Below are 13,946 nucleotides of genomic sequence, written 5' to 3' on the forward strand. Positions count from 1 at the left end.
GCGTATGACCAGATTTCTTATATTCATTTTGTTGGCAATCTACTGCCAACAACGGATGTTTGCTGACCAAATGCAAACAAAGAATACCATAAAGGAGCAGATGGAAATCATCAAAAAGGAACATTCTGTGAAATTCGTCTATGATGCCTCTCTGAAATTGGATATGCCCTATTCCGGCAAACCTCTTCACGGGCTGACTCTGGAACAAAGCCTGAAAGAACTGTTTCATGGTACGGGAATCGCATGGGAGATAAAACGCAAGTATGTATTGCTGACCCACGCAAAGCAAAAGAACAAAACCAAATATACCCTTAGCGGACATGTTTATGATAAGGATGGAGAAACGGTAATCAATGCGACCGTATGGGATTCTACTTCGGGCGTAGGAACGCTGACGAATGAACACGGCTTTTTCAGCCTTACACTGCCGGAAGGTCATCACCGGGTGCGTTTCTCGTGTGTAGGCATGGGTGAACGGTTGGAAGAGGTGTTTCTGGACGGAAACAAACCGATAAATATTTACTTGAATGATTCTTATCAGTTAGAAGAAGTGGTGGTGACAGCCGACCTCAATTCTCCCAATCTGACCACGCAGACCGGAAAGAAATCGCTTACAAGTCGTGACTTGCAGACGGAGTTTGCTTTGTTCAGTTCTCCTGATGTAGTAAAAACGCTTCAAAACCTTTCCGGCGTAGCCGCAGGCACGGAACTTATCTCAGGTCTTTACGTGCATGGCGGAGGCAATGACGAGAACCTTTTTCTTTTAGATGGCACACCGCTTTATCAGGTAAACCATTTGGGTGGACTCTTCTCTGCCTTCAATACAGATATTGTGAAGAACATAGATTTTTATAAGAGCGGATTCCCTGCACGCTACGGCGGCAGGTTGTCGTCCGTTGTGGATGTACGTACCAATGAGGGGAATATACGTGAGTACCATGGAAGCGTCAGTGTTGGATTATTGGACGTGCGCATTCAGTTTGAGGGACCCATCAAGAAAGACCGCACTTCGTTCAACATCGCCATGCGCCGCACGTGGCTTGACCTCTTTACCGTCCCGGCATTGGCCATACGCAATCACTCGAACAAGGAGGAGAAGATAAACGTGCGTTATGCTTTCCATGACATCAATGCTAAAATAACGCATCGTTTTTCCGAGCGCAGCCAAGTGGATATAAGCCTCTATTCCGGCAATGACGTGTTCAAAACGAAAGACATACTCCATGTTACTGACAGAGAAACCGATACGGATAAGTTTGACCTACAATGGGGAAACCTGACAGCGGCACTGAATTGGAAATACCAGTTCGCATCCAAACTTTTTGCCAATCTTACCGGCGTATATACACGGAATATTTCCCATTCAGATTATCTCACGGAAGAGAAAGTGATGGATGAGGGGGCACTGACCGGCATCACTCATACGGAACGCCGCAATCACTCCACGATAGACGACGTGGGTTATCGCATGGAGTTCGACTATCGCCCCAGCCCCCGTCATCATCTGCGCATGGGTTCCAACTACCTGCTGCACTTTTTTCGTCCGCAAAGCACGTCCAATTATGATTATAGCGGTGACGAAAGGCAGCAGGATACCATAAGCGGACAAGCATCCCGTTTCTATCGGGGACATGAACTTTCGTTTTATACGGAAGATGACATTGCTTTGACTCATAGGCTACAGATGAACATAGGAGCGCATTATACGCTGTTTCACATTTCCGGCAAGAGTTTCCATTCCGTAGAGCCACGTGCAGCCTTGCGCTACCAGCTTCGTGACGGGTTGACGGTGAAAGCATCCTATACGGAGATGAGTCAGTTCATGCACCAGCTTTCCAACACCTATCTGAACCTGCCGACCGATTATTGGGTACCATCCACCCGGAACATCCGTCCCATGCGTTCGCGACAATATGCAGCGGGCATATATATGCGGCTTCCGTTCCGGGTGCAGCTTAACATGGAAGGTTTTTACAAGACCATGCACCATGCTGTAGAGTATGACGGAGGAAACCGATTGACCCCGTCTGCCGATAATTGGGAATCACTGATAAGGTTTGGCAAAGGCAAATCTTACGGAATGGAAATGGAGGCCTCCTATAGCGACAGGCGCATTTCTGCCAATGCCGCTTACACCTTATCATGGAGCAAGCGGAATTTCCCCGATTTCTATGCGGGGTGGTATGCGGACAAGTTTGACAACCGGCACAAGCTGAACCTTACGATGCGCTACAAAGCCTCGTCCCGGATAGAAACATACGCCTCGTGGTGCTACCACAGCGGGAATCGCATGACCGTGCCCCAGCAAATGGTCGATGCACCCATCTTGCCCGGAATAGGAAGCGAAGGGGAAACGGAATGGGTTTACGAACAGCCCAACAACGTGTCATTGCCTGCTTATCATCGGTTGGACGTGGGCGCGAACTTCCGTAAAACGACCAAACGGGGATATGAACGCATCTGGAACGTGAGCATTTACAATGCTTATTGTCGCATGAACGCCCTTTATGGGAAAGTGGTACAACAACCAAACGGCAGTTTTCGTGGCAAAGCCACAGGCGTGTTTCCCATCATGCCTTCATTCAGTTATACACTCAAATTCTGAACAGATATGAAAACAATTTATATTCCACTTTTATTGCTTCTTGCCCTCATGACTTCGTGCAGCTACGACTTTGAACTGAAAGGCATGGATGCCGCCGAGAAGTTGGTACTCTACTGTATGCCCGATGCCGATAGCGACACGACGCTGATACAGCTGTACCGCAGCCAGCCTGTCACCCGACAGAAGAAAAAAGGGAAAAAAGACGTACCCAATGCCCGCATCACATTCAGCGTCAATGGTACGGAACAGAATGTTCGTTACGCAGAAACGGATGAACCGTCGGTACCTGCCGGATGCTATTATGTGGTTGGGCGGTGGAGCGAGGCCGATGTCATCCGTGTCCGTGCAGAAGCAGACGGATTGCCGCCCATATATTCAGAGACAACCATCCCGACAAGCTTCCCACTAAAGAGGATAGATATGGTGCGCAAACAGTACATCGACAATAAACTCCAATTTCGTATCACGTTTCAAAACGATGGGAAAGAAAACTATTACGGGATTCGTATCGTGAAAAGAGTGGTGTATGAAGATTGGAGTGACCCTGATAATAATTCCACATCTATTGCTGCTTTGGAACTGGACTTGGATGATGAACCCTTGCTGAACAATAAGACCGGATTGGACGCGACATTCGACTATTCCACCGACTTCTACCAATACCTGTATATATGGAGCAATGAGCAAATATCGGACAAGGAGTACACACTTCGGCTTAACACCTACTATTCTGCCGATTGGGAAGCAGATGAATGGAGTGATAGTAGTCTGCATATATACTATAAGATGTATTTCTATAGACTGTCACCGGAGTTATATAAATATCTAAAATCTCTGAACGATATTAAGAATAATGAATTGGGAGACAAAGGTCTGGCACCCATACCAAGTAGTTATACTAACATAAAAAATGGTATCGGCGTATTGGGCGGTTGCCAAGTTACAGAAACAGAATGGTTAGAAAATGTACATTGATAACAACAATTGATTTTATTAATTAAAAAAAAAGACAAATGAAAAATTTAAGTTTATTACAGAAAAAAGCCAGTATGGCATTGTTTCTATGTATGTCCGTAGGTCTGTTTTCATGTAGCACCGAGGAAGAGTTTAGTCCGGTTAATGAGAAAGTAATTCCTGCGTTGGAAGTGTCAAAAATGAGCGATTGGTTGCCCAATACGAGAAGTTCTTTCGATGAATCCGATGATATGCCCGTTCTTCATTTCAAAGATGAACAGGCCTGTAATGAAACCATTGCCAAACTCAATGAGATGGATAAGGAAGAGCGTGAAACCTATTTCAAAAACATCGGTTTTGATGGTGCTTATACCATTTGGAACCATGCAGATGAAGAGTTGGAGCAAATATTTGAGATTGAAGATTCCATACGATTTGAGAAAGAAATTTCCAGCTACAAAGAAAAGTATGATAACATCTTCGCTTTCAATACAGTTGATACCTATGATGCAACCCCGTATCTTACATTTACCGATGACGACTTGTCGCTCGTCGGCAACATCAAAGGGTATGTCGTCATCGGCAATACCCTAAAAATGCCTGAAAACAATACTCCGACATTTGATGTGGATGATGAAGTTGCAACAACGGCAGTCGCTTCCGGCCCGATAGAACCCGGATTCAAAGGATTCAAAAACGCGGCGTTATCAATCAAGAACGGGAAATACAAAAGCACGATGACAATTGGACGTATTGTAAATGGCAATTCATTTGCTGTTGAATTTGTCACAAAGAAGAAACAGTTCTTATGGAAAAAAAGTGTGTCTGCGAGTTATTCTGCTGAATTGGAAATGCAAAGTTCCAAATTCCATCACAAGAACGTTGTTATTTGTCCTAATGGCTGTAAAGTTTCTATTCTGAATTTACGTATTGAAACTGTTGGAGATGTGTTTAATGCCCATGTGAGAAATTTTAAATGTTCACGTGGAAATTCTACAGGAAGTCAAAGTTTTAATAATATACAAGTCATATAAACGCATGAAAAGTTCAAACAAGGGTATTCAAGATTTTGCGTTCTATGATTACTCTTGTTTGGACGAACTATAAAATGAATTTTAATATCTATATTATGGCTAAAAATATTTTTCTCATATTTACTGCATTATTATTATTTTCTTGCTCTGAAAATGAAGTAGATTATAATAAAGAAATCTATAAGCAAGAAAAAGAAATCCAATCAAAAGATATAACGGGAAATAAAGAACTATGTATGCAAGTATTTTCTCGGATATTGTCAAAAGCTGTTTCTCAAAATCTAGAAGTTAGAGCTTTTTTGAAGGAGCAAGCATTAAAAAAAATCGACAATGGATACAATATCTTTTATCCGTTAGTGAAAAATGAAAAAATCAGAGATCGATCATTTAAAGATTTACTTACTGATTTTGAGGAATGCAAAGGGGACTTAGAAATAGTCTGTTTCCCTCGTGCGATAATGACAAAGACGACTTGCAATCTTTATATGGAACAGTATGGATTCATCAATACACTACAGATGATAATATTATAGACGGTGCCGCCGCTGCTCTATATTTTGGAAAAGAGAAGGTTGAGTATTATGCACTTGATGCCAATTTAAAAGTTTTGAGACTGATCAAATCATTGGATTATCAAGTTAAAGAACGGACAATCGTCATAGGCATAAAAGAAGGTACATTAAACGAAAACACCTTGCACTTTAATGGCGTAATTTATTATCGTTCAAACAAAAACATAACAGATATATTAACTCATTAACTATTTGATTTTAGCATGAAAAAAATTCTATTAACAATGCTTCTCGCCTCTGCTTTCTGCATGGCAGGCAAGGCGCAGGATTTCAAAGCGGGAGTGATTGGTGGCTACAACCTCAGTACTCCGAGTGCTTACGATTCGCAGTCCGGCTTTCACGTTGGACTTAAGGGGGAACTTGGGCTTCCGCGGGCAGCGAAGGGGCTGTATGTGGACTTCGGCCTGCTGCTCTCGTCGCAGGGTTGGAAGACTCCCGGTTACTATTATAATGGCTCTACCCATTCTGCCGGGACAACTCCTGGTACGCCGTCTTCCAGCTATGCTTCCGACTGGGAATGTACCCCTTATTACCTGGGCATCCCCGTCCATGTTGGTTACAAATTCCCGGCGGGACGAAATGTCAGCCTGTTTGTCAATGCCGGGCCTTATTTCAATATCGGACTGTTCGGTAAGGCGAGGGAAACTATCATTCCTGAAAATGGGAAGGCAACGATCTACACGAGGGCGGACAATGTTTTCAGTGACAAGATGCAGGAACGCTTTGACTGGGGATTAGGCTTCCGTGCCGGTGTAGAGGTTGTGCGCCACATACAAGTAGGCATCGGCTATGACTGGGGTATGAAGAATGTCAACAAGAATGGCGTGGACAACAAGAACAGGACATTCGTGGCATCATGTACTTATATGTTCTGAAAAGAATATAAAGTTTATGTTGTTTAATGGTATCATTATGTGGAAACAGAAAATGAAAATCTGTAGCATCAATCTGATGTCATACAGTGTGTTTTTTGTAATCATGGCCATGTTGTCCGTATGCTCCCGATTGTACGGACAGGAGAACCGTGTGCTGTCCCTTGAACGTACCAAACTGACTGTACCGGATATAGACACTACCAAACTGTCGATTTCTGAATATGGGAAGCCGTTTCTGTCTCTACATTTTGATGCCATTCCCAAGATGCCCGAAATGTTTTTGGACTTTCGTCATGATTACACATTGAGCTTTCCCGTAGATCGTTCATCTCTGCATAAAGGCGAATACGGTGTAGGTGGAATTATTCATCGGTTTGACAAGGTGGATATTTGGGGACGTGGCAGGCAGGAAAACATCGTAGGAGTTGGAGTGTCGAACTATGCTGAAGTTAAAACGGTGTATGCTCCAAACGACAATTGGAAATTGGGTGTGGGGATTTATGCACACAAACTGAGTATTCCCCGTTCAAACAGTAATACATTCGGAATAGGAACTGATATCTCATACCAATTTCATTCCCAAGCATCACTTCATCTCTTCGGTACATACTACCGCACCTACTTTCCGGGAGTAGAACCGATGAAGAAGCTGGACGGCTATCATTATGGCAGTTATCTCTCTTTGGAATTGGCAGAACGATGGGCAATAGATGTAGGCATGAGAAGCTATGACAACAATTGGTCTCACCAACAATGGAATGTGCCGATAATACGCCCGTCCTATAAACATAGCGGGAGCGAAATAAATGCCGATTTTGGTGGAATGTTCCAGCAAATCTTAAAAGGATTATTCTTTAATCATTGATAATATGAGACAGAAAAAAAGCAAAACAATGATTGTTGCCGTATGGATTCTGATATGTGCATGTATGATGTGCATGAACTCGTGCAGCCATCTGCTTTATAATCCATCCAACAAAGCGGAACAAGTGACGGTAAGTATTAAACAGCCTATCAAATAGGCACTGCAAAAGTTATGAACAAAAAGGTAAAACTGATATTGCCATTTCCTTATTTTTTGTGGATGCTTGGTGCCAAACCAGTTATCTTCAAAGAAGATACAGCATTGCATGGGAATAAAAAGAACAGAAGAAATTCTCCAGACTGATGTCGAAGCGATTTCAAATGGATATAAGAGCCAATATCTCGAAAACGTATTTTCACCTCTTATGGGCTTTATATTTTCCATAAAGGTTCATCTTGCCAATTCTGGGGAATACCCATTGCCTTGCCATCAACATTCGGGTATTGCCCCAACAGCTTTTGGAAATGGAATTTCATGTCATTTTCAGGTGATATGATGTCAATAAACCATTTGATGATACAGACTTCATAAAAAGTCCTGTGGGGTGAAACTGCGTCACTTATCCACGGACGCTTCATCTTCCGTGCGACCATCGGATTAACGGCGTATTGCCTGTTCCATACCCTTGAATGATGGCAACAGGAATTTCTAGTAAGGGTTATGACCGGTAGCCAGGAAGTAAAAACGGGTGCGGGCAAACCATAATGTGCCGCAATCTTCTTTTTCAAGGAATTGGACTTGATATTCTCATAGATGCGTGTGACAACACCCAAAGGCAGTATCTCGACAAGCATCCATGCGGGAGGATAATCATTAGTGTATCTATTTTTGAAATGCAATATGAAATCCTCCTTTGAGTTATTGAACTCCCGGTCAATCAAATCCATTGTCCGGTTGAACTTGGCGGGGTTGGCAAATATGGAGCTGTCAGTCATCCAAAAGATGTTTCCCGTTTCTTCGGCTACGGTGTTCACCAGCATACTGCGCAGAGAGACCTCTATCTTTTCAATCTCATTGAAAAGGAACATACGGAGTTTCTTGTCGAATCGATAGAGCTTTAGAGGCGTCTCGAAGTCACTTCTCGGCTTGAAAAACTGCCGTTCCTTGAGAAGCGCGAGGAAAGGGTAAAAGTATGCGCTTGATTTGCTACTGAGCCGCTATTTGAGATAAGCTCTAATAGTTGACCGTCATATCCCAACGCACAAAAGAGGCAAATCTTTAGAAGCATAAGGTTTGTGAGTTATAAGTCAAAAAACAGTAATAATTGAATCGACATCTGAAGATTCTCGCTATTTTTGTAATTGTTTTAATGGCTTATTAATCTGCAAGTAGTAAATAATGAAAAAGTACATCTTTCTATATTGTATGTTTTTGTCAATGATTTTGGCAAGTTGTACGGTTTCGAAATCTGTGGTTTCACAGGGTGTTAATTTGACAAAATACAAATATGTTGCAGTAATTGACAATGATACGTACAGGATGCCTCCTGAACTTGTGCAGTATCAGATTCAATTATATGATGCAATAGAGCAATCAAGGCTAACTATCATCAATCAATATCGTATTAGTGATTTGACGCAGGAGGAACACTCTTCTTTATTGCTAGCCAAATTCGGCGTCGCTATAAGACAGGAAGAAACTGTAGTAACAGTTAATTTCATTGATTTCAACACAGATCGTCCTTTAGTATCCTGCCAAGGTGCTTATAGTACGCTTGGAATCAGTGCAAGTTCTGATATTAAAGGAGCTCTTAAACGTGTTGGTGAACAGATTTCAAAGACTTTTAATAAATAAACTATAATGACTAAATATATTAAAACGGCTTTATTGGCACTAATAAGTATGATTTGGGTGGGCTGTGATAAAGACGAAATTACAGACAAAGTTGAAAAAATAAAAATGTATGTGTCTGCGGAAACTGGTACATACATACCATGGGGAAGTGAAACTCCTGTTGAGTGTATGCTTGTGAAAGAAGAAGGTGAGTTGGAATATTCTCATCTTGCCTTTGGTAGCATCAAGGGGTTTGATTATGTACACGGACATGAATATGAGTTAGAAGTACGTAAAATTACACTGGCTAATCCACCGGCTGACGGTTCGAACATCGCTTATACGCTTCTTAAAATTATAAGTGACATACCTCCTATTACTCCAAAACCGGAAAAACTGCCGGAAGAAGCTAAATTCAAACTAAAAATGGTGCAACTTACTCCATTTATGAATCTTGATACTCCGTTGGCTGCTCCTTTTGATTTTCTGAAATTTCGAATACTCAATCATAAAGATGAATACACTTTCCCCGTCATACCGGACTTCTTGAAATATTATGATTTGATTGAAATGTCATCTCCGGTTTTACCTGATACTTATTGTGTTTACAGATACAGTGCGGATGAAAACGGTACAAAGAGGAGTTATACTTCTCAATGGGGCTCTTATTTTTACGAGAAAATAGATTTCCCGATTTGTCTTAAAGGGTATAAAGATGGAGAATTGCTATATGAGTATTCAACGACTCAAATAATGCGTGAGCGTGATTTCCTTGGGGTGAACTGGAAGAATGGAAGTGTTACACTTGCTAACCCCAAGACCAATTGCATATATAATATTCTTGACACTCATTATGAGTTTCTATTGACAGATACTCAAAAGCTCAATAAGACTTGTTATATCAAAATACAAGTGTCGAATTCATCGAATATTACTGAGACTGAATATCTAAAAGAGCAAGAAGCTGGATTAAAATGGTTGTTGAAAAAGTATTTGGGCGAAAAATCTTCACTAACCGCATCTGATTTCAAAACGCTTCCTGAAGATACCGATATTGTGGAGACTTATGAAAATAGTACTACACTTGTGGCAATTCTTCACCAAAATGCTGATGACATGCATGAAGAATGCTACTATGCTATAGCCGAATCCAAGTAAAAGCGATTTATTGACTTTATAAAATGACTAAAAAGTACCGTTCTGTTGTCAGAAAACGGTACTTTTTATTTCTCAACATAAAAACGAATTACATTGAGTCAGTTATTTTTCTTAGGTTTTGAAGCAAAACGGTAGGTAAAATGTAAAAGAACATATTGTGGAATGACATTGGTATATGTTTCCACGATACCTTGCGCATTGAGTGTGTGTGTAATGTTGCTTAATTGGCGCAGGATATCGTAACCGTCTAATTGTATCAAACACATTCCTCGGGCAAATGGATAGCTTAAACGAGCGTTCCACACCCAATCGTCTGTATTCATATTGGTATTTACATATCCCCGACGGGTATATAGTGTTATGTCTGTACTTAATTGAAGATTCCATGGCAGTTGGAGCAGAGCCGTGAATCCATTCTTCAGTTCGGTCGTATTGATGGTGGTAAAATCTTCACGTGTACTCGTAGAACGTCGCCATGTGCCTTCCGACTTAATGCCTATTGACGATTTCCCTATACCATATTTTAATTGCATCATTTCTGTCAGATTTCTGGTTTCGACAATACTGCGTGAGGATACTGAGACACCTATCGTTTCTATGAAGTCCACATTTCGGATATAGCCTACACCCAACATCGACTTTAAGTTTAGTTTCTTCTGTTTCCCGATGGGACAGCTCATTCCTGCACTAAGATCGCCGCTCCAACATCCGTTTACATTTTCCGGTTTATAGGTTTTTACTCCCGTTTGTTTGTTGTACGAATATCCCATGGCAATTGCATTTTGTACCGGTTTAAATACTCCCTCGATTGCCCACATCAGTCGTTTTTTGGGGTACATCCTGATAAACGAGGTGATTATCCGATGCGACATCGATGTTCTTAGTTCCGAATTACCCACTCTGATATTCAATGGATCTGTCGTGTCATACACGTCTAAGTACATATTCATATCAGGGGTTTTCGAGTTTAATGCATACTGTAACTGTGCTTCGTATTTGCGATCTTTGCTTGACCATTTCAAATAGGAACTGTATATATTGATAAGTGGATTACGCTTTGTAAACGTTGTGTCAACACTGCCCCGATGGTAGGTATAGGAACGATGCTGTATGGATGCGGGTACGGCTAATTGGGCTCTCCAAACTGATTTTTCGGTTTCTTGTTTCCACACTAAGAAAGGTTCTATTGTAGATTTATTTGTTTCTTGCTTGCTATCATAGCTATTGGCTTTATCTATGGTATGGATATACTCTGTGTAGGAGGGTAAAGCACCTAATTCTTCCAGAGTGTTTTCACCCCAACCTGCAAGTTTATTCAGCATATACAAACCTGACGCTGATTTCGAATAGTCTCTGTTGAACGAATAGCTGATATCTATGAAGAGATTGTTGTTCATGATATATGTATAGGTTGCCTTTGTCATCAGGCTGTGCCCCCGACTTGGCTTTATATCAAAGTATCTGTTTCTGAAATCGGTAGATGACACATTTCCCAATGAGTAGTACTCTATACGATTGTGGTCAAATACTTCTTCCTTGGTGTTAGTGTACGATGCTTTGGCGTATAGCGTGAGGTTGTCGGGTATTCGGTTGAATTTGATCTTAGATTTGAAAGCAATAGATGTCATCCATCCATAGCCATCTTTTTTAGATTGCTTGATGTTCCTGTTTATGGCATACTTCTTATAAGCATTTGCAAGATGTTTGCCAAACAGACTGTCGGCAGATACGTTGCTGCCAAAGATTGTATTGTCATCCGATGTAATTGCTGAGTAGCTATTCCTGTTTCGAAAATTGTTGTAGCTGAGGTCGGGAAGAATTTCAAAGTTGGCTTTCTCCCATTCAAAATAGAATCTGTGGTTAGTCGATAGTGAAAATGTGTTATTTGTCGCATTGTTGGTCATCCGACTGTATACATCTCCTTCGGACAGAAAGTTTGTCTGAAAGATTTTGTTGTCTATTTCATTGCCGGCATGTTTTAAATGCACATTTCCACTCAGTTTGTACCGTCCATTTCTATCGCTTATATTATAATCCAAACCGCCTATCTGTTGGGTAGTAACACCTCCCAATAATTTAGATGGGCTCCAGTTGCCATGTTCTCCGGGTTTGTTGTCATCGTTCAGATTGTTTGCATTGCCATACACCGCAAGTCTCGAATGGTCGGTAAAACGCATGGCAAATAATCTTGCTAAGTAATACCCTTCACTTCCTCCGCCAAGTTCAATATTCCCCGACATTCCTATCGAGTATTGCTTTTTCAGTTTCACGTCCATTACATAACGGATGTCTCCTGCTACTTCACGTCCTAGAAACTCGCTGTCGTCGCCTCTTTTTTCATAAACATCAATTTTGCTGACCATGTAGTTGGGTAAGTTGTCTAACAGTACACGATTATTCCCTTTGAAAAAATCCTTCCCATTCAGAAGCAGATTCTCAACGAACCGCCCATTGACAAATATCTTTCCGTTAGCCCTCAACTCAGCGCCGGGCAACTGCCGGATAAGAGCGTCCAGCATGGAGCCTTCTGCCAATTGGAATGCGTCAGCATTATATACGATAGTATCTCCTTTGATGTAAAATTTTACCTTAGTTGCTTTAACGACTACCTCATTTAAATTTATGACCTTCTCTTTATGTATGTAGATGTTGGGAATGCTACGTGAGTATTCACGATGATACAAATTGCGTAGAGATACGGGGTGCCATGTGGTTTCATATCCGTTTTTTGTAACCCGTATCAAATAGTCGCCTTCTTTTCTAGGAATGGTTAAACTGTATTCCGATGTATAAGAATAGTCCTTGCCACTTGTGTATTTACGAGTTGCGGTAGTAGAGGCTATCACGACACTGTCCGCCGAGGATAAAACTTCTACTCGACACTCAAGAAGTTGTACTTTGGTGTTAGCTTCAAAGATTTTACCGGTGAAGGTATAATTGTTCCCTTGTGAATAAGCAGCCAAAGTCCACAAGAAACATATGATTGTAGTGATATATTTTAATGCGCAATGTTTCTTTATCATGTTAATTTGTTGTGTAATTGTTTGTTTTTAGCGAAATAAAATTGGGTAGGTTTTCTCCATATTCATGCGTGTAGACACACCTGTTTGGGTAACTATGCTTGCAATGTATCAATGTTCTTCTTGATGATTCTCTCGAAGGGTGGTTTACCTGAATTGAGGCAGCGTCTACTGTAATGCAAGTCAGACATGCCATCAATTGTTGTTTGTAAGGGTCTAATTGATGGCGATGGCAACTTATTGATGACATCTTGAGTCAACAAGTAACCGTTTGTACTTATACGATCTGTGTACGTCAGTCCTAATTTTTTCATTTTGAATGTAAGGCTTTTAAGAATAAAATATATCACTATTTTCTCGCTGCAAATATATATCAAATGTTATATAAAAAAAAGAGAAAATGATTCTATTTTCCATTAATCCCTTTATTTGCATTAGAAATATATATTTTTCGTAGATTAAATAATATTCATACTATAATCATTATATCCCTCTTTCGGTTATGAATGAAAAACTATAACTCACTGAAAATATTATGTTTATTTTCGAAATTAAATGCTTCGAAAAGATCTTTTGGGTTCAAAAGCATTGACCGGACGAAAGATTTAGGGTTAAAAATTATTGGATCAATACTTGCTTTCCTTTTGATTTAACGATTAAGTTTAATATATATATTGTTGTATTTATGAATGATTATTGGGGGTATCACAATATTCCGAGAGCATAGAATCTCAGATTGCCGCGATGTGAAAATATGGGGTACTCGGAATCATCTATTTTTTCCGTAATGCCACGGGATAATAAAAAAAGGGCTCTATAACGAATCGTGTGGGTAGGCTCACAAAAATCCCTATCTTTGCATTATGGACAGCAAGGAAATCTTCACATCTGCATTGGGGCTGCAATCCCCTTGGAGCGTAATTCGTGCCGAATTTCAAATAAATGAAAGCGGCACAAAAGAACTGCACTTATGGCTTGCCTTTGAAAAGGGCTTTCTGTTTACAGCTCCGGATGGCAGCCAATCTACTGCTTACGATACTCTCGATAAGACATGGCGTCACCTCAATTTCTTTCAGCACCATTGCTATAT

10 protein-coding genes and 2 pseudogenes are annotated in these 13,946 nt (G+C 40.9%); 10 read left to right on the top strand and 2 right to left on the bottom strand.

The features are described from left to right. Positions 1-4: 4 nt before the first annotated feature. From C234_RS0105690 to C234_RS17745, 7 genes are all read left to right on the top strand, one after another. Entirely contained in the window at positions 5-2,605 is a 2,601-nt protein-coding gene (locus C234_RS0105690; protein ID WP_027324979.1) for a TonB-dependent receptor, read from the top strand. Between the two features lie 6 nt (positions 2,606-2,611). Continuing rightward, positions 2,612-3,580: a DUF4249 domain-containing protein gene (locus C234_RS0105695; RefSeq protein WP_027324980.1), complete on the top strand. Its 969-nt coding sequence runs from the start codon at positions 2,612-2,614 to the stop codon at positions 3,578-3,580. Between the two features lie 38 nt (positions 3,581-3,618). Beyond that, a complete protein-coding gene (locus tag C234_RS0105700; protein ID WP_051290170.1) occupies positions 3,619-4,593 on the top strand; it encodes a DUF4848 domain-containing protein in 975 nt (324 codons plus the stop codon). A gap of 95 nt (positions 4,594-4,688) precedes the next feature. After that, a complete protein-coding gene (locus tag C234_RS0105705) occupies positions 4,689-5,126 on the top strand; it encodes a hypothetical protein (RefSeq protein WP_148295163.1) in 438 nt (145 codons plus the stop codon). A gap of 242 nt (positions 5,127-5,368) precedes the next feature. Next, entirely contained in the window at positions 5,369-6,040 is a 672-nt protein-coding gene (locus C234_RS0105710; protein WP_027324983.1) for a porin family protein, read from the top strand. 37 nt (positions 6,041-6,077) lie between these two features. Then, positions 6,078-6,905, top strand: a complete 828-nt coding sequence (locus C234_RS0105715) for a hypothetical protein (RefSeq protein WP_027324984.1) — start codon at positions 6,078-6,080, stop codon at positions 6,903-6,905. A 4-nt stretch (positions 6,906-6,909) separates the two neighbouring features. Next, positions 6,910-7,062 carry a hypothetical protein gene (locus C234_RS17745; RefSeq protein WP_162830787.1) on the top strand — a complete coding sequence of 51 codons (153 nt, stop codon included), beginning with the start codon at positions 6,910-6,912 and terminating at the stop codon, positions 7,060-7,062. 214 nt (positions 7,063-7,276) lie between these two features. Here the strand turns inward: C234_RS17745 and C234_RS15915 are convergent. Next, positions 7,277-8,032: pseudogene (locus tag C234_RS15915) on the bottom strand (Abi family protein); the annotation flags it as partial. Positions 8,033-8,243: 211 nt separating this feature from the next. On the opposite strand from C234_RS15915, the gene C234_RS0105730 reads away from it, so the two are divergent. Both C234_RS0105730 and C234_RS16740 read left to right on the top strand, forming a co-directional pair. Then, a complete protein-coding gene (locus C234_RS0105730; protein ID WP_027324985.1) occupies positions 8,244-8,699 on the top strand; it encodes a hypothetical protein in 456 nt (151 codons plus the stop codon). A gap of 6 nt (positions 8,700-8,705) precedes the next feature. Further along, on the top strand, positions 8,706-9,836 hold the full coding sequence (locus C234_RS16740) for a DUF4377 domain-containing protein (RefSeq protein WP_051290171.1): 1,131 nt from the start codon (positions 8,706-8,708) through the stop codon (positions 9,834-9,836). 98 nt (positions 9,837-9,934) lie between these two features. Here C234_RS16740 and C234_RS0105740 read toward each other — a convergent pair whose 3' ends face one another. After that, positions 9,935-12,859, bottom strand: coding sequence for a TonB-dependent receptor (locus tag C234_RS0105740; RefSeq protein ID WP_051290172.1), 2,925 nt, complete (start codon positions 12,857-12,859; stop codon positions 9,935-9,937). An 860-nt stretch (positions 12,860-13,719) separates the two neighbouring features. On the opposite strand from C234_RS0105740, the pseudogene C234_RS0105745 reads away from it, so the two are divergent. After that, positions 13,720-13,946 (top strand): annotated as a pseudogene (locus tag C234_RS0105745) (ISL3 family transposase); the annotation flags it as partial.

The organism is Bacteroides pyogenes DSM 20611 = JCM 6294 (genome assembly GCF_000428105.1).
Taxonomy (GTDB): Bacteria; Bacteroidota; Bacteroidia; order Bacteroidales; family Bacteroidaceae; genus Bacteroides; species Bacteroides pyogenes.

What these genes read in the sequence shown, in the direction of transcription:
- C234_RS0105690 (WP_027324979.1), top strand. Translation starts at nt 5, where the DNA reads ATGACCAGATTTCTTATATTCATTTTGTTGGCAATCTACTGCCAACAA.
- C234_RS0105695 (WP_027324980.1), top strand. Translation starts at nt 2,612, where the DNA reads ATGAAAACAATTTATATTCCACTTTTATTGCTTCTTGCCCTCATGACT.
- C234_RS0105700 (WP_051290170.1), top strand. Translation starts at nt 3,619, where the DNA reads ATGAAAAATTTAAGTTTATTACAGAAAAAAGCCAGTATGGCATTGTTT.
- C234_RS0105705 (WP_148295163.1), top strand. Translation starts at nt 4,689, where the DNA reads ATGGCTAAAAATATTTTTCTCATATTTACTGCATTATTATTATTTTCT.
- C234_RS0105710 (WP_027324983.1), top strand. Translation starts at nt 5,369, where the DNA reads ATGAAAAAAATTCTATTAACAATGCTTCTCGCCTCTGCTTTCTGCATG.
- C234_RS0105715 (WP_027324984.1), top strand. Translation starts at nt 6,078, where the DNA reads ATGTGGAAACAGAAAATGAAAATCTGTAGCATCAATCTGATGTCATAC.
- C234_RS17745 (WP_162830787.1), top strand. Translation starts at nt 6,910, where the DNA reads ATGAGACAGAAAAAAAGCAAAACAATGATTGTTGCCGTATGGATTCTG.
- C234_RS0105730 (WP_027324985.1), top strand. Translation starts at nt 8,244, where the DNA reads ATGAAAAAGTACATCTTTCTATATTGTATGTTTTTGTCAATGATTTTG.
- C234_RS16740 (WP_051290171.1), top strand. Translation starts at nt 8,706, where the DNA reads ATGACTAAATATATTAAAACGGCTTTATTGGCACTAATAAGTATGATT.
- C234_RS0105740 (WP_051290172.1), bottom strand. Translation starts at nt 12,859, where the DNA reads ATGATAAAGAAACATTGCGCATTAAAATATATCACTACAATCATATGT.